Here is a 16,929-nt window from a genome sequence, read left to right as displayed (position 1 = left end):
CGCGGCCTGAGCCGCAGAAGGAACTGACAAGATGAACCAGGAAGTCCTGAACATCTTCAACCCGGTCCCGGTCACCCCGACCTTCGACCAGATCCGCATCGCCCTGGCGTCGCCGGAGAAGATCAAGTCGTGGTCGTTCGGTGAGATCAAGAAGCCGGAAACGATCAACTACCGCACGTTCAAGCCCGAGCGTGATGGCCTGTTCTGCGCCCGTATCTTTGGCCCGACCAAGGACTACGAATGCCTGTGCGGCAAGTACAAGCGCATGAAATACAAGGGCATTATCTGCGAGAAGTGCGGCGTCGAAGTGACGCTGGCGCGCGTTCGTCGTGAGCGGATGGGCCACATTGATCTGGCCAGCCCGGTCGCCCACATCTGGTTCCTGAAGTCGCTGCCGAGCCGCATTTCGCTGATGCTCGACATGCCGCTCAAGGAAGTTGAGCGGGTTCTGTATTTCGAGAACTACATCGTCACCGAGCCGGGCCTGACCCCGCTGAAGCAGAACCAGCTTCTGACGGAAGACGAATTCTATCGGTTCCAGGAAGAGTTCGGCGATGACGGCTTCACCGCCGAAATCGGGGCTGAGGCCGTCCGCAACCTGCTGATGGCGATCGACCTGGAGGCTGAGGCCGCCAAGCATCGCGCCGAGCTGGCTGACAATCCTTCGGAAATGAAGGCCAAGAAGGCGTCCAAGCGCCTGAAGCTGATGGAAGCCTTCATCGAGTCGGGCAACAAGCCCGAGTGGATGATCCTGACCATCGTGCCGGTCATCCCGCCGGAACTGCGTCCGCTGGTGCCGCTGGATGGCGGTCGCTTTGCGACGTCGGATCTTAACGACCTGTACCGCCGCGTGATCAACCGGAACAACCGCCTGAAGCGCCTGATGGAGCTGCGGGCCCCGGACATCATCATCCGCAACGAAAAGCGGATGCTGCAGGAATCGGTCGACGCCCTGTTCGACAACGGTCGTCGTGGCCGGGTCATCACCGGTGCCAACAAGCGCCCCCTGAAGTCGCTGGCCGACATGCTCAAGGGCAAGCAGGGCCGCTTCCGTCAGAACCTTTTGGGCAAGCGCGTCGACTACTCGGGCCGTTCGGTCATCGTCGTCGGGCCGGAGCTGAAGCTGCACGAGTGCGGTCTGCCCAAGAAGATGGCGCTGGAGCTGTTCAAGCCCTTCATCTATGCGCGTCTGGACGCCAAGGGCCTGTCGGGCACCGTCAAGCAGTCCAAGCGGATGGTCGAGCGCGAGCAGCCGCAGGTCTGGGATATCCTGGAGGAGGTCATCCGTGAGCACCCGGTTCTGCTGAACCGCGCGCCGACGCTGCACCGTCTGGGCATTCAGGCATTTGAGCCGAAGCTGATCGAAGGCAAGGCCATCCAGCTGCACCCGCTGGTCTGCGCCGCCTTCAACGCCGACTTCGACGGCGACCAGATGGCTGTCCACGTCCCGCTGAGCCTCGAGGCCCAACTGGAAGCCCGCGTCCTGATGATGTCGACGAACAACATCCTGTCGCCGGCCAACGGCAAGCCGATCATCGTGCCGTCTCAGGACATCGTCCTGGGCCTGTATTACATGTCGCTGGTCAAGGACGGCGAGCCGGGTGAGGGCAAGCTGTTCGGCAACCCCGCCGAGATCGACGCGGCGCTCGACGCCGGCGTCGTCACCCTGCACACCAGGATCAAGGCCCGCTGGACCGAGTTGGGGCCGGACGGCGAAGAGGTCACACGTGTGATCGACACGTCGCCGGGCCGTATGAAGCTCGGAGCGCTGCTGCCGCGCAACCCGAACGTCGGCTATCGCCTGCTCGAGAAGAACCTCACCAAGAAGGAGATCGGCAACCTGATCGACGTGGTCTATCGCCACTGCGGTCAGAAGGCGACGGTGATCTTCGCCGACCAGCTGATGGGCTTGGGCTTCAAGGAAGCGGCCAAAGCCGGCATCTCCTTCGGCAAGGACGACATCGTCATCCCGGCCCGCAAGACCGCCCTGGTCGAAGAAACCCAGAAGCTAGTCGAGGAATACGAACAGCAGTACGCCGACGGTCTGATCACCAAGGGTGAGAAGTACAACAAGGTCGTCGATGCCTGGGCCAAGGTCACCGACCGCGTCGCCGACGAGATGATGGCCGAACTGAAGGCTCCGACCATCGGGCCGGACGGTCGTGAAGGCGAGATCAACTCGATCTACATGATGGCCAACTCGGGGGCCCGCGGTTCGCAGGCCCAGATGAAGCAGCTCGGCGGGATGCGCGGTCTGATGGCCAAGCCCTCGGGCGAGATCATCGAGACGCCGATTGTGTCGAACTTCAAGGAAGGCCTGACGGTTCTGGAGTACTTCAACTCCACCCACGGCGCGCGTAAGGGCCTGGCCGATACCGCGCTGAAGACCGCCAACTCGGGTTATCTGACTCGCCGTCTGGTGGACGTGGCGCAGGACTGCATCATCACCGAAGAAGATTGCGGCTCGACGCGTGGCATCACCCTGCGCGCCGTCGTCGAAGGCGGTGAAGTTCTAGTGTCGCTGGGCAACCGCGTGCTGGGCCGGACTACGGCTGAGGACATCAAGGAGCCGGGTACGGAAGACGTCATCGTCCCGGCCGATACCCTGATCGACGAAGAACTGGTTGAAGTCATCGAGGCCGCCGGCGTCCAGACGATCAAGGTCCGCTCGGTCCTGACCTGCGAAAGCGAGATCGGGGTCTGCGGTGCCTGTTACGGTCGTGACCTGGCGCGTGGGACGCCGGTGAACATCGGTGAAGCGGTCGGCGTCATCGCCGCCCAATCGATCGGTGAGCCGGGTACCCAGCTGACCATGCGGACCTTCCACATCGGTGGCGCCGCCCAGGTAGCCGAGCAGTCCTTCTTCGAGGCCGTCAACGACGGGACCGTGAAGTTGAGCGAAGGCGCGACCGTCAAGGCGTCGCACGGCGATCTGGTGTCGATGACCCGCAACCTGACGGTCACCGTCCAGGTCGACGGCAAGGACCGCGAGAGCTATCGCGTGCCCTACGGTACGCGCCTGCGCATCAAGGACGGCGACGCGGTCAAGAAAGGCCAACGTCTGGCCGAGTGGGACCCGTACACCAACCCGATCATTACCGAAGTGGCCGGCAAGGTCCGCTTCGAGGATCTGGTAGACGGCCTGTCGATCCGCGAGGAAACCGACGAAGCCACCGGCATCGCCCAGCGCGTCGTTTCCGACTGGCGGGCCAGCCCGCGCGGTTCGGACCTGCGCCCGAGCATGGGCGTGATGGATAAGGACGGCGGCTACCAGAAACTGGCTTCGGGCGGCGACGCCCGTTACCAGCTGCCGGTCGGGGCCATTCTGTCCGTGGGTGACGGCGACGACGTCAAGCCGGGTGAGGTCATCGCCCGCGTGCCGACCGAAAGCGCCAAGACCCGCGACATCACCGGCGGTCTGCCGCGGGTGGCCGAGCTGTTCGAAGCGCGTCGTCCGAAGGACTGTGCCGTCATCGCCGAGATGGACGGTCGGGTCGAATTCGGGCGCGACTACAAGAACAAGCGTCGGATCAAGATCACCCCGGAGCCGGACGCCGATGGCAATCAGGCCGAGGCGGTCGAATTCCTGATCCCGAAGGGCAAGCACATCTCTGTCCAGGACGGCGACCTGATCCAGAAGGGCGACTACATCATCGACGGCAACCCCGATCCGCACGATCTGCTGCGTATTCAGGGCGTCGAGGCCCTGGCCGAGTATCTCGTGAACGAAGTGCAGGACGTCTATCGACTGCAGGGCGTGCCGATCAACGACAAGCACATCGAAACGATCGTTCGCCAGATGCTGCAAAAGGTCGAGATCGTCGATCCGGGTGAGACTGGCCTGATCAAGGGCGATCACATGGACAAGTCCGAGTTCGATCTCGAACAGGCCAAGACCGAGAAGCGCGGGGGCCGTCCCGCGACGACCCAGCCGGTGCTGCTCGGCATCACCAAGGCGTCGCTCCAGACCAAGAGCTTCGTCTCGGCGGCGTCGTTCCAGGAGACCACCCGCGTCCTCACCGATGCGGCGGTCAACGGCAAGATCGACACCCTGGAAGGCCTCAAGGAGAACGTCATCGTCGGGCGTCTGATCCCGGCGGGAACCGGTTCCTATCTGCGTGGCCTGCAACGCGTGGCGCACAAGCGCGACGAGAAGCTGGCTGCTCAGCGGGCCAAGGCCGCTGCCGCGGAAATCGAGGCTCTTCCGGAAGATCTGGCTGCCGAGATCGACGGCTAGGTTCCAGAGCCGAGCTGAACGGATCAAGCCCCGGAGGGAAACCTCCGGGGCTTTTCGTTGCAATCAGATCAATCAATCCCGCCGTTCACCACGGGGCGTTCGCCGGTCGCATAGACAACGCTGCGGTCAATTTCCCCCATGCCGAAGTTCGACCCCGGCGTGGAGGAGGGGGCGGCATTGCCGCTGCCCGTCGGGGCCGGTGAGCGATAGTATTCATAGCGCGCAACATTGGCGGCCGAACGGGCGGCCCAACCGTCTCGCGGATCGGTACGCGGCGTTGGCGGCTGGCGCGGCGTGGATGCTCGCAAGAAGCTGTCCCGGCAGGCCTGATAGTCCGCTTCCGTCACCTCGCCGGAGCCGAGCTCGCATCGCTCGCGCCATGACTGAGGGATGACCCGCCCCGGTGAGCGCGTACGCACGCCGGGCGGTGGCGTATCGACAACCAGCGGCGCGACCTCGGAGGGGTGCGCCGACCGGCGGGCTTCACGCACAGCGATCGGGGGCAGACGTGACGAAGCGGCTCCGGCTCGCGTAGGTGTTGGGGGCTGGGTCGGCATACGCGAACGTGGCGTGATCTGGATGTAGATCGGCGCCACCGGGCGCTCAGCCTGGGCGCGGTATGTGTTCAGACGCGCGGTGGGGGCCAGGCTCGTCAGGATCAGGACGTGCGCCACGCCCACCAAGCCAGTGGCCACCAGCCACCGCTGTGTTCGCGGTTCCTTTAGTTGATCAATGATCCTGCGGTGCCAGAGCATGCGGCCTCCCCATCGACAGGTGAGCCAGCGAACGGGGCAATGTCATGGCGCAGTTGCGCCCAACGCGCGGCGAGGCCATTTGGGAGGAGTCAGACGAAAATGGAGACCCTGATGCCCCTGCTGCTTTGCCCGAACGACAACGCGTCCATGCAGACGGTGAACCGTAATGGGGTCGAGTTTGATATGTGTCCGACCTGTCGTGGCGTGTGGCTCGATCGCGGTGAGCTGGAAAAGCTGATGCAGGCCAGCCGGGATGATGGCGCAGCGCAGGCTCCGGCGGCGCGTCCGCAATCTTCGACACCCCAGCAACAGCCCCAACAGTATGGCTATGGCGAGCGCGGCGAGCGCGGCGAACGTGGCGAGTATGGCGAGCGCGGTGAATACGGCCACGATGGTCGCCGGCGTCGACGCGGTTTCGACCTGTTCGACATCTTTGACTAGGTCATCGGCCTGTCGGGGCGGTCAGGCTGGTTGCTGTTGGGTGGCGCAGTGAATGCCGCCGCCGGACGCGCCGATGGGGTCGATGTTCAACTGGACAATCTCGCGTCCGGGGTAGAGCGAAGCCAGAATGTCTCGGGCCTCGTCGTCGGCCCGTCGATCACCGAACTCTGCTGCGATGACAGCATGGTTGCAGACATAGTAGTTCACATAGCTGGCGACGAAATCGTCGGCATGTGCCCGGATATCAAATGGCTCGGGTAGACGGACGATCTCCAGCGACCTGCCTCGCGCGTCCGTCGCCTGTTCCAGGATGGCCAGCGTTTCGTGAGCAGCGGCGGACCACGGGTCGTGAGGGACGATCTCGCCATCGATCTGGATAACGATCCGACCCGGTTCGACAAACCGGGCCAGGGCATCGATGTGGTAGTCGGTGATGTCTGCCCCGACAATGCCGGGTGCCCAGATCATCTTTGACGCCCCAAGGGCATCGCCCAGCCGCCCTGCGATCTGATCAGCGGTGAGGTTGGGATTCCGGTTGTCGTTCACCCAGCAACTGGCGTGCGCCAGCATGGTGCCGTCCCCATCATGTTCCAGGCCGCCCTGCTCACCGACAACACCGCTGTCAATCACAGAGAGGCCGAGACGCTCAGCGACGCGACCCGCGATGCGGGCGTCGTTCGCGTGCGGCTGCTTGTTTCCCCAACCGTTGAATTGGACCAGGGCGACGGCAAGGGAGCCGGCCTCATCCTTGACGAAGGTTGGACCGCTATCGCGACACCAAAGATCGTCTGTCGGAATGTCCCAGACCTCGACCGCCCCACTCAGGCGAGGGCGATCCAGGCCACGCGCATGGGATACGGCCAGCATGGCCACGGGCTCGAACTCCGCGATGGTGTTGGCGATATCGATGATCGCCGCCTGGACGGAGCTCAGAGCGCGTGCGCCGTAAACGTCAATGCTTGTGGGCCATTGCATCAGTGTGCGCAGGTGCGTGGCGCTTTCGAGCGGCATTTCATATCGCATGGTCTGGCTCGGCTGGGCGGGCGCGCAACCTGGCGCGGCGAAGGCGACCGATGAGGCGAGGCCGGTCTGAAGGACACTGCGGCGGTTCATGGCGACACCGATCTCATGGCGTGTGACGTCACGCAATGGGTTGCTGAGAGCCGTTATCAATTAGGGCATCTGCCCCAATTTCCCTTCGCCTGACATGGACATTCGGCTCGGACAGGCGCATGACCCCGTCCATAATCGGAACCGACGAGTACACCTGCGTTGTTTGACTACCGATCCGCATTTGAAACCGCCATCGAACAGGTGAAGGGGGAGGGGCGCTATCGCGTCTTCGCCGACCTGAAGCGTCGCCGCGGGCAGTTTCCGCAGGCCGTGCGCCGGCGTGAGGACGGGTCCGAGCAGGATGTCGTGGTCTGGTGCTCCAATGACTATCTGGGCATGGGCCAGCATCCGGTGGTGCTCGACGCCATGAAGGCGGCGGTCGACGAGGCTGGGGCCGGGGCCGGTGGTACACGCAATATCTCGGGCACGACGCGCTATCACGTCGATCTGGAGCGCGAGCTGGCCGAATGGCACGGCAAGGAAGCGGCGCTGCTGTTCACCTCGGGCTATGTCGGCAACGAGGCGACGCTTTCGACGCTGCAGAAGATCCTGCCGGGGCTGATCGTGTTTTCGGACGCCCTGAACCATGCCTCGATGATCGCCGGCATTCGCCAGGGCGGCGGCGAGCGCCATGTGTTCCGGCACAATGATCTGAACCACCTCGAAAGCCTGCTGGCGGCGGCGCCGGCCGATGCGCCCAAACTCATTGCGTTTGAGAGTGTCTATTCGATGGACGGCGACATCGCCGACCTGAAGGGCACCATCGCCCTGGCCAAAAAGTACGGGGCCATGACCTATCTGGACGAGGTCCATGCGGTCGGCCTGTATGGCGAACGCGGGGCGGGTATCGCCGAACGCGACGGCGTGCTCGGCCAGATCGACATCATCGAATGCACGCTCGGCAAGGCCATCGGCGTGATGGGCGGCTATATCGCGGCGGATGCTGCGGTCTGTGACGCCATTCGCTCGTGGGCATCGGGCTTCATCTTCACCACCAGCCTGCCGCCGGCCCTGACGGCGGGGGCGCTGGCGTCGGTGCGGCACCTGAAGGCCAATCCGGATCTGCGCACGCGGCATCAGGAGCGTGCGGCGGCCCTGAAGGCCCGCTTCCAGGCCAAGGGCATTCGGGTGATGGAAACCTCCACCAGCCACATCGTGCCGGTGTTCGTCGGCGATCCGGTCCACTGCAAGATGGTCTCGGACATGCTGCTGGAAGAGTTCGGCATCTATGTTCAGCCGATCAACTATCCGACCGTGCCGCGCGGGACCGAGCGCCTGCGCTTCACCCCGTCGCCGGACCACACCGACGCCATGATGGACGCCCTGGTCGAGGCGATGGACCAGCTGTGGACGCGGTGCAACGTGGCGCGGATGCCGGCGGTCGCCTAAGGCGAGCGACGTTTCTCCAAACCAATTGCGCGCGACTGGAGGCCGTGCCACGGTCGAGCTTCCTGTCGGAGGCTGTCTCAATGCGCATTGCTGTTTCGGTCGCGGCTTTGGCCGTCTTGCTCGCGGCCTGTGGGGGAGGTGACGCCAGCAGCGGCGACGATGCCAGTGGCGCGGTCCTACCGCTGGGCGTCTATGAGTGCGATGCGCCGATGATGATGGGCGGCATGGTCGTTCCCAACCCCCAGACCGGGCCGATGTTCGGGGTCACCGCGCCGGGACGCTATCGGGATTTCGACGGCGGGACCGGGCGGTTCGAGTTGGCCGACCACGTCCTGACGATGACCTCGGGGCCGCTCGAGGGGACGCGCTATCGGCAGGACCCGGAGATGGAGACCTATTTCCAGCCTCTGGATGAGACCGGGGAGGTGGGTGAGATTCGCTGTGTGCTGAACGCGGACAAGGACATCGACGCGCCCTGGTAGCCAGCGCCTCACACAACATCTTGTAACCCGCCCCGTACAGAGACTAGATATGCGCCCCTAATCACAGGGGACGATCGTGACCGCCTTCACCCACGCCGATTTCTTTTCCCGCTCACTGGCCGACAGCGACCCGGACATCTTCAAGGGCATCCAGGGTGAGCTGGGGCGTCAGCGCGAGGACATCGAGCTGATTGCGTCGGAGAACATCGTCTCCAAGGCGGTGCTGGAGGCGCAAGGGTCGATCCTGACGAACAAATACGCCGAGGGGTATCCGGGGCGGCGCTATTACGGCGGGTGCGAATACGTCGATGTGACCGAGGATCTGGCGCGCGAGCGGGTCAAGCAGCTGTTCGGCGCGGCCTACGCCAACGTCCAGCCGCACTCTGGCGCCCAGGCCAACCAGGCGGTGTTCATGGCGTTGCTCAAGCCGGGCGACACCTTCCTGGGGATGGACCTGGCCTGCGGCGGGCATCTGACGCACGGTTCGCCGGCCAATCAGTCGGGCAAGTGGTTCCGCCCGGTGACCTACAAGGTGCGCGAAGACAATCACCTGATCGACTATGACCACGTCGCCGAAATGGCTGAGAAGGAAAAGCCGGCCCTGATCCTGGCGGGGGCCTCGGCCTATTCGCGCCACATCGATTTCAAGCGGTTCCGCGAGATTGCGGATTCGGTCGGGGCCTATCTGATGGTGGACATGGCCCACTATGCCGGCCTGATCGCCGGGGGCGTCTATCCCGATCCGGTCGCCCACGCTCACGTCACCACCTCGACGACGCACAAGACCCTGCGCGGACCGCGCGGCGGCATCGTGCTGACCAATGAAGAGGCCATCTCCAAGAAGGTCAACTCGGCGGTGTTTCCGGGTCTGCAAGGCGGGCCGCTGGAGCACGTCATCGCCGCCAAGGCTGTGGCCTTCGGCGAGGCGCTGAAGCCGGAGTTCAAGCAGTATGCCGCCCAGGTGGTCAAGAACGCGCAGGTGCTGGCCGGCGTGCTGGTCGATCGGGGTCTGGCCATCGTGTCCGGCGGCACCGACAGCCACCTGATGCTGGTCGACCTGCGGCCCAAGTCCGTGACCGGCAAGGCCACCGAGCGCGAGCTGGAGAAGGCGCTGATGACCTGTAACAAGAATGGCGTGCCGTTCGATGAGGCCCCCTTCACCATCACCTCCGGCGTACGGCTGGGAACGCCGGCGGGCACCACACGCGGTTTCGGCGAGGGCGAGTTCCAGCAGATTGGCCACTGGATCGCCGATGTCATTGATTCCATGGCGGGTGGAGACGAGGCAGACCCGGCGGTCATCGCCAAGGTCGGGGCGGATGTCCGCGCCCTGACCAATCGCTTCCCGATCTATGGCGGGATCGACGGGTAGAACACCATGAAGTGCCCCTTCTGCGGAAACCCCGACACCCAGGTCAAGGACAGCCGCCCGTCCGACGACGGCGCGGCCATCCGCCGCCGCCGGCTGTGCGGCAAGTGCGAGGGGCGCTTTACGACCTTTGAACGCGTGCAGCTGCGCGAACTGGTGATCCTCAAGCGGAACGGTCGACGCACCCCCTTTGACCGGGACAAGCTGGAACGGTCGCTGCGGATCGCGCTCAGGAAACGGCCGATCCAGCCTGAGCAGATCGACCAACTGACCAGCCGCATCACCCGCCAGCTTGAAAGCCTGGGCGAAACGGAAATCCAGTCGAGTGTGGTCGGGGACTTCATCATGAAGGCGCTGAAGGGCGTCGATGAGGTCGCCTATGTTCGCTATGCCTCGGTCTATAAGGATTTTCGCCACACCTCGGATTTCGCTCGATTCCTTGGGGACGAGGGGCTGGACGAGGGCTGATGCGCCCTTCCGTCACGCTCAAGCTGGCGACGTCGCTGGACGGTCGCATCGCCATGGCATCGGGCGAATCCCAATGGATCACCGGCGACGCTGCACGCGCCCAGGGCCATCGCCTGCGCGCTGACCACGACGCCATTCTGGTCGGGGTCGAGACGATCCTTGCCGACGATCCGTCCCTGACCGTGAGGATCGATGGGGTAGAGACGGAGAAACAGCCCCTGCGGGTCATTCTGGATTCTCGCCTGCGTACGCCTTCGCTGGCCGAGGCGGCCAAGTTGGGTAGCCTGATCCTCACCGGCGAGGATCCGCGCCCGATCCGGCGCGCTCAAATCGAACGTGTTGACGTTGGCGAGGATGGGCGCCCGACTGTCGAGGCGGTGCTGGCGGCGCTTGGGAAACGACACGTCCGCTCGGTGCTGATCGAGGGGGGCGGGCAGGTCGCGGCGTCGTTCCTGAAGGCGGGCCTTGTGGATCAGATCGAGTGGTTCCGATCCGCAATCCTCCTGGGATCGGAAGGCCGTCCTTGTGTCGGCGCGTTGGAGCTTGCCCATCTGAGCGATGCCCCCCGCCTTGAAAGGGTTGCGGTTGTGGCACTCGGACCCGATCTGTGGGAACGCTATCAAAGGGTTCGCTGAGTGTTTACCGGCATTGTCACAGACATCGGGCGTGTGCGCGTCGTGCGCCAGACGGCGCGTGATCGACGCTATGAGGTCGAGACGCGCTGGGACACCTCGACCCTCGCCCTGGGAGCCTCCATCAGCCATGCGGGTTGCTGCCTGACGGTCACCGAGACCGGCCCGGGCTGGTTTGCCGTGGAGGTATCGGGGGAAACCTTGACGAAGACGACGCTAGGCCAATGGATGGAAGGCACGCCGGTCAATCTGGAGCGGGCCGCTCGACTTGGCGACGAGATGGGGGGGCATATCGTCTCGGGCCACATTGACGGCGTCGGGCAGATCGTTTCCGTCAGACTTGAAGGTGGGTCGAGGCGGATCGAGATTTCCGCACCCGAGCCTTTGCACCGCTTCATCGCTGAAAAAGGTTCGATCACGGTCGATGGCGTATCGCTGACGGTGAATACGGTCGGCGGTCAGATCTTCAGCGTCAATGTCATTCCTCATACCCTTGAGGTGACGACTCTGTCGGGCCTCCAGCCGGGCGATCCGGTCAATCTCGAGATTGATATGCTGGCCAGATACCTCGCAAGGTGGCAGGAGACGGCATGACCTATTCCGCGCCCATACCTGAGGCGTCCATCAGCCCGATCGAAGCCATTCTGGCGGAGGCCGCTTCCGGTCGCCCGTATATCCTGGTGGATGCCGAGGACCGCGAGAACGAAGGCGACGTTGTGATCCCGGCCGATGCCGTCACGCCGGACATGATCGCCTTCATGGCGCGTGAGGCGCGAGGTCTGATCTGTCTGACGATCGCGCCAGAGCGAGCCGAGCACTTGCGACTGGCCCCTATGGTCGAAACCAATCGTTCGGGCATGGGCACGGCCTTCACCGTGTCGATCGAGGCGGCGACGGGCGTGACGACCGGCATCTCAGCGGCGGACCGGACCCGGACCATCATGGCGGCCGTGTCGCCCACGGCCCAGGCTGACGATCTGGTTAGCCCAGGCCATGTCTTTCCCATCGTGGCCCGACCGGGCGGCGTCCTTGAGCGGGCAGGCCACACGGAGGCTTCGGTCGAGATCGCGCGCATGGCCGGACGTGACCCATCGGGGGTCATCTGCGAGATCATCAATGACGATGGGACCATGGCGAGGCTGCCGGACCTGATTGTCTTTGCCCGCCGCCATGGACTGAAAATCGGCACCATCGCGGATCTGATCGCCTATCGGCAGGACCAGGAGAGCGGCGAATGATCGAGGAACCGGTTCGCGTGCTCATTGTCGAAGCTCGCTATTATAACGATCTATCCGACCTCTTGCTGGCGGGGGCCCGGCGGGCGCTCGAGGCCGCCGGTGCTGAATACAATGTCATTCAGGTGCCGGGCGCACTGGAAATCCCGACCGCTGTGGCCATTGCCGAAGAATCCGGGAGATTTCCCATTGGCGTCCGCTATGACGGCTATGTCGCCCTAGGATGCGTGATCCGCGGCGACACTTATCATTTTGAGGTGGTTGCCAATGAATCGGCGCGGGGCCTGACCGAGTTGGGCATCAATCACCGGCTGGCCATCGGCAATGGCATTCTGACAACCGACGATGAGGATCAGGCCCATTGGCGAGCCGATCCCAACCAATCCGACAAGGGCGGCGCGGCGGCGCGGGCCTGCCTGGACCTCATTGCCCTTAAGCGCAGTCTGCGCGGAGCCTCTGCATGACCGACCCCACCGATCCGCGCGCGATGAAGGCGGTGATGGAGCAACTCGCGGCCGCCGAGGCCGAGCGTCCGATCACCGAAACGCCCCTGTCAGCCCGCGAGCGGCGGGCCCGCACCGTCGCCCGGTTGGCAGCGGTTCAGGCGCTCTATCAGATGGAGTTGGCCGGGGCCGGGGTTGAGACCGTGATCCGTGAGTTTTCGGACCATCGCTTTGATGATCGTCTCGGAGACGAATTGATGGCTGAGGCCGACGAGGCCTATTTTGCCGAGATCGTTCGTGGCGTTGTTTCGGATCAGGCTCGGGTCGATGAGGCCGTGATCCGCCGACTGGCCGAGGGATGGAAACTGACCCGGCTGGATTCCACCCTGCGGGCGCTTTTGAGGTCTGGCACCTGGGAACTGATCTCTCGGCCTGACACCCCTCGTGAGGTCGTGCTGGACGAATATGTCGAACTGGCCAAGGCGTTCTTTGATGACCGTGATGCCGGCTTCGTCAATGCAGCCTTGGATGGTGTCGCTCGGGACGTGCGGGGCTAGGCCGTGGGGACGGATCGTCCCGACGAGTTCGATACGATTCGACGGCTGTTGATGCCGCTTGCGGGGCACCCGGCCGCACGAGGCCTATTGGATGATGTAGCTGTTCTGGAGCCGCCGCCCGGCAGGACGCTGGTGCTGACCCATGACACCTTGGTTGCCGGCGTTCATTTCCGGCCGGACGATCCGCCTGAACTTATCGCGCGCAAGCTGCTGCGGGTGAATCTGTCTGATCTCGCCGCCAAGGGGGCTCAACCGTTCGGCTATCTGATGAGCTGTGCCTGGCCCAAGAGCTGCGACTGGGCATGGCGAGCAGCGTTTGGCCGCGGTCTGGCCCAGGACCAGACGACCTACGGCCTCGCCCTTCTGGGGGGCGATACAGTCTCGACGCCTGGCCCGCTCACACTTGGCGCGACCCTGATTGGATGGGGCTTGCCCGGCCGAACACCCCGCCGTTCGACGGCACAGGTCGGGGATGCCCTGTTGGTAACCGGCACGATCGGCGACGGCGGACTTGGATTGATGGCGACAGGGTTGAACCCGCCATCGTTCGAACCCGGCGATGCCGAGTGGCTCGCGGATCGCTATCGCCTGCCACAGCCACGTTGCGAGTTGGCTGACTTGATTGCGGCTGAGGCAACGGCAAGCGCCGATATTTCTGACGGCCTGGTTGCGGACGTTGGCCATATCGCCCAGGCCTCCGGCCTTGCCGCAGAGATCGACCTTGGCCTGATGCCCATTTCGACGGCAGCCCACCGCTGGGTGACCGCTCAGGACAACCGGTCAGACGCTCTTGTGCGGCTAGCGACCTCTGGCGACGACTACGAGATTGCCTTTACGCTCGCGCCGGAACGTGTCGAGGCCGTCCGTATCGCGGCCAACGCCCTGGGGTGTCCGGTCACCGTCATTGGACAGATGATGGAAGGTGAGGGTGTCACCACAAGCCTCGGCTTGCGGCGTCTGGAGATCGACATGCCGGGTTGGCGGCATCGCTAACGCGGTCTTCATCGTCGCCGTGGCAACATCCGGAGATGGACAGACGCGCTTTCCTGACTGTGGGCCTTGTCGCCGCCACAGCTTCCGCCGCCCCAGCCAAGGCTGCTGAAGAGGCGGAATCGAGCGGCCCGGGCTCCTATGATCTTACCGTTGTAGGGCTGCCGGTCGTCGTCGATGACCGCATCCGCAACTACATCTATGTGCGGCTCAAACTGCATGTCGCTGCCGGAACTGAGCCGATGTCCCTTCGCGAGAAGGACCCGCACATTCGCGATTCCCTCGTGAGAATGGCCCATCGGCGCCCCTTTACGGTGGCCGGAGAGATGAACCGGCTCAATGCTGCGGCCATGGCCGGCCACGTCATGGCGACAGCCATTCGCGTGTGTGGACGCGGCGTCATCACCCGGGTTGAAGTCACTGAGCAGCAGCCGCAACGCTTGGTCGCCTGACACATCGTTAATTCGTTCGAGATTCCATCGGTCGCCCCGTTGCGATTTGGGCAGGATTTTGGCACGGTCCCGCCGATTTCCCGCGGGGGCGCGATCAGGCGTCCGTTGCGCACGGGGGGACCGGAAGGCGGACGAATGCGCCGCGCCAAGGGTCCGTCGCGCTTTTGAGAACGACGAGGACTTAGACAGCCATGCAAGACTACATCCTGCCGCTGGTCATTCTGGCCGGCGCGGTGGGGGTGCTTTACGGGGCGCTTCAGACCGCTGCCCTGATGAAGGCCAACGCCGGCAACGCGCGAATGCAAGAGATCGCCGCCGCCATTCAGGAGGGGGCCTCGGCCTATCTCCGTCGCCAATACACCACCATCGCCATGGTTGGCGTGGTCATCCTGATCGCCGCCTGGCTGCTGATCGGCCAGTGGGCCGCCATCGGCTTCCTGGTGGGCGCGGTCCTGTCGGGCCTGGCCGGCTATGCCGGGATGCTGATTTCGGTGCGCGCCAATGTGCGTACGGCGCAAGCGGCGTCCGAGAGCCTGGCCAAGGGCCTGTCGATCGCCTTCCGTTCGGGCGCGGTGACGGGCCTGTTCGTGGCCGGCGGTGCGCTGGTCGGTGTGGCCGGCTACTACTGGCTGCTGACGCAGGGCCTCGGTCTTGAAAACACCAGCCGCGAAGTCGTTGATGGTCTGGTGGCTCTGGGCTTCGGGGCGTCGCTGATCTCGATCTTTGCGCGTCTGGGCGGCGGCATCTTCACCAAGGGTGCTGACGTCGGCGGCGACATGGTCGGCAAGGTGGAGGCCAACATCCCTGAGGATGATCCCCGCAACGCCGCCACCATCGCTGACAACGTCGGTGACAACGTCGGTGACTGCGCCGGTATGGCCGCTGACCTGTTCGAAACCTATGCCGTGACGACCGTGGCGACCATGGTTCTGGCCGCCATCTTCTTCCGTGATACGCCGTTCGTGGACGCGATGATGCTGCTGCCGCTGGCCATCTGCGGCGTGTGCGTGATCACCTCGATCATCGGCACCTTTTTTGTCCGTATGGGCAAGAGCCAGAACATCATGGGTGCCCTCTACAAGGGGCTGATCGCCACGGGCCTTCTGTCGGCCCTGGCGGTTTACTGGATCATCAACCAGGTCGTCGGTGGACCTGTCCAGACCGCAGACGGCCTGACGATCGCCCCGATGAGCCTGTTCTGGTGTGGCGTCGTCGGCCTGGGCGTCACTGCCGCCATCGTCATGGTGACCGAATACTACACCGGTACGGGCTTCCGTCCGGTCAAGTCGGTGGCCAATGCCTCGGTGTCCGGTCATGGCACGAACGTCATTCAGGGTCTGGCCGTGTCGTTGGAATCGACCGCGCTTCCGGCCCTGATCATCATCGTCGGCATCATCGCCTCGTTCCAGCTGGCGGGTCTGTTCGGCATCGCCATCGCCACCACGACCATGCTGGGCGTGGCGGGTATGATTGTGGCCCTGGACGCCTTCGGCCCGGTGACTGACAACGCCGGCGGCATTGCCGAGATGGCGGGTCTTCCGCCGGAAGTCCGCGTCTCGACCGATGCTCTGGACGCGGTCGGCAACACCACCAAGGCCGTTACCAAGGGTTATGCGATTGGTTCGGCGGGTCTGGGTGCCCTGGTCCTGTTCGCGGCCTTCAATGCCGACCTCAAGCACTTCACCGAGACCGCAGAGGTGGGCTCGTTCTTCTTTGGGCTGGGCGAGGTCGCCTTCGATCTGTCCAACCCCTATGTTGTGGTCGGCCTGCTGTTTGGGGGCGCGCTGCCGTTCCTGTTCGGCGGCATGTCGATGACGGCGGTGGGCAAGGCGGCGGAATCGGTCGTGGCCGAGGTTCGTCGTCAGTTCCGTGAAAACCCTGGCATCATGACCGGCGAGGTCAAACCCGAGTATGGCCGCGCGGTCGACATCCTGACGCGCTCGGCGATCCGCGAGATGATCGTGCCGTCTCTGCTGCCGGTGCTGGCCCCGGTCGTGCTGTTCTTCGTGGTTCTGTGGTTGCCGCAGACGACCAAGGCGGACGCCTTTGCCGCCCTGGGCGCGATGCTCATGGGCGTCATCGTCACCGGCCTGTTCGTCGCCGTCTCCATGACGTCTGGCGGCGGGGCATGGGACAACGCCAAGAAGATCATCGAAGAAGGCTTCACCGACAAGAATGGTGTCACCCACGGCAAGGGCTCTGATGCCCACAAGGCGGCCGTGACCGGCGACACCGTCGGCGATCCCTACAAGGACACAGCGGGCCCCGCTGTGAACCCGATGATCAAGATCACCAACATCGTGGCTCTACTGCTGTTGGCGGTCCTGGCGGCCTGGTCCGCCGGCTGATCACTCAGCCAGCCTGAT

The 16,929-nt window shown here is 64.2% G+C and carries 15 protein-coding genes and 1 pseudogene; 14 read left to right on the top strand and 2 right to left on the bottom strand.

From position 1 onward, the window contains the following. The first annotated feature begins 31 nt into the window (after positions 1-31). Positions 32-4,237 carry a DNA-directed RNA polymerase subunit beta' gene (gene rpoC, locus G391_RS0110220; RefSeq protein WP_029087434.1) on the top strand — a complete coding sequence of 1,402 codons (4,206 nt, stop codon included), beginning with the start codon at positions 32-34 and terminating at the stop codon, positions 4,235-4,237. 68 nt (positions 4,238-4,305) lie between these two features. On the opposite strand, the gene G391_RS0110215 is transcribed toward rpoC, so the two are convergent. After that, a complete protein-coding gene (locus G391_RS0110215) occupies positions 4,306-4,932 on the bottom strand; it encodes a hypothetical protein (protein WP_156893922.1) in 627 nt (208 codons plus the stop codon). A 171-nt stretch (positions 4,933-5,103) separates the two neighbouring features. Here G391_RS0110215 and G391_RS0110210 point away from each other — a divergent pair, with 171 nt between their 5' ends. Next, a complete protein-coding gene (locus G391_RS0110210) occupies positions 5,104-5,433 on the top strand; it encodes a TFIIB-type zinc ribbon-containing protein (RefSeq protein ID WP_029087432.1) in 330 nt (109 codons plus the stop codon). A gap of 21 nt (positions 5,434-5,454) precedes the next feature. On the opposite strand, the gene G391_RS0110205 is transcribed toward G391_RS0110210, so the two are convergent. Further along, positions 5,455-6,546 carry an agmatine deiminase family protein gene (locus G391_RS0110205; protein WP_029087431.1) on the bottom strand — a complete coding sequence of 364 codons (1,092 nt, stop codon included), beginning with the start codon at positions 6,544-6,546 and terminating at the stop codon, positions 5,455-5,457. A gap of 159 nt (positions 6,547-6,705) precedes the next feature. Here G391_RS0110205 and hemA point away from each other — a divergent pair, with 159 nt between their 5' ends. The 12 genes and pseudogenes from hemA (at position 6,706) to G391_RS0110145 (ending at position 16,911) form a co-directional block, all read left to right on the top strand. Continuing rightward, positions 6,706-7,935, top strand: coding sequence for a 5-aminolevulinate synthase (gene hemA / locus G391_RS0110200; protein WP_029087430.1), 1,230 nt, complete (start codon positions 6,706-6,708; stop codon positions 7,933-7,935). A gap of 80 nt (positions 7,936-8,015) precedes the next feature. Further along, complete coding sequence (locus G391_RS0110195; protein WP_029087429.1) at positions 8,016-8,417, top strand: hypothetical protein; 402 nt, start codon at positions 8,016-8,018, stop codon at positions 8,415-8,417. Between the two features lie 76 nt (positions 8,418-8,493). After that, positions 8,494-9,789 (top strand): serine hydroxymethyltransferase, encoded by a 1,296-nt coding sequence (gene glyA, locus G391_RS0110190; RefSeq protein WP_029087428.1) that lies wholly within the window; start codon positions 8,494-8,496, stop codon positions 9,787-9,789. A gap of 6 nt (positions 9,790-9,795) precedes the next feature. Next, positions 9,796-10,254: a transcriptional regulator NrdR gene (gene nrdR, locus G391_RS0110185; RefSeq protein WP_029087427.1), complete on the top strand. Its 459-nt coding sequence runs from the start codon at positions 9,796-9,798 to the stop codon at positions 10,252-10,254. Beyond that, positions 10,254-10,889 (top strand): RibD family protein, encoded by a 636-nt coding sequence (locus G391_RS0110180; protein WP_029087426.1) that lies wholly within the window; start codon positions 10,254-10,256, stop codon positions 10,887-10,889. The genes nrdR and G391_RS0110180 overlap by 1 nt, the downstream gene beginning before the upstream one ends. Further along, a complete protein-coding gene (locus G391_RS0110175; RefSeq protein WP_029087425.1) occupies positions 10,890-11,480 on the top strand; it encodes a riboflavin synthase in 591 nt (196 codons plus the stop codon). Beyond that, positions 11,477-12,112 (top strand): annotated as a pseudogene (gene ribB / locus G391_RS14540) (3,4-dihydroxy-2-butanone-4-phosphate synthase); the annotation flags it as partial. The gene G391_RS0110175 and the pseudogene ribB, both read left to right, overlap by 4 nt. Positions 12,113-12,120: 8 nt before the next feature. Continuing rightward, entirely contained in the window at positions 12,121-12,585 is a 465-nt protein-coding gene (locus tag G391_RS0110165; RefSeq protein ID WP_029087424.1) for a 6,7-dimethyl-8-ribityllumazine synthase, read from the top strand. Beyond that, entirely contained in the window at positions 12,582-13,121 is a 540-nt protein-coding gene (gene nusB, locus G391_RS0110160) for a transcription antitermination factor NusB (protein WP_035304259.1), read from the top strand. Before G391_RS0110165 ends, nusB begins: the two co-directional genes overlap by 4 nt. A 3-nt stretch (positions 13,122-13,124) precedes the next feature. Then, complete coding sequence (gene thiL / locus G391_RS0110155) at positions 13,125-14,114, top strand: thiamine-phosphate kinase (protein ID WP_029087422.1); 990 nt, start codon at positions 13,125-13,127, stop codon at positions 14,112-14,114. 35 nt (positions 14,115-14,149) lie between these two features. Next, positions 14,150-14,563, top strand: a complete 414-nt coding sequence (locus G391_RS0110150; RefSeq protein WP_029087421.1) for a hypothetical protein — start codon at positions 14,150-14,152, stop codon at positions 14,561-14,563. 191 nt (positions 14,564-14,754) lie between these two features. After that, positions 14,755-16,911, top strand: coding sequence for a sodium-translocating pyrophosphatase (locus G391_RS0110145; RefSeq protein WP_029087420.1), 2,157 nt, complete (start codon positions 14,755-14,757; stop codon positions 16,909-16,911). Positions 16,912-16,929 lie beyond the last annotated feature (18 nt).

The sequence above is a fragment of the Brevundimonas aveniformis DSM 17977 genome (assembly GCF_000428765.1).
Classification (GTDB): Bacteria; Pseudomonadota; Alphaproteobacteria; order Caulobacterales; family Caulobacteraceae; genus Brevundimonas; species Brevundimonas aveniformis.
Note: the sequence above shows the minus strand (reverse complement) of the source record. Positions and strands in the feature narration are given on the sequence as shown.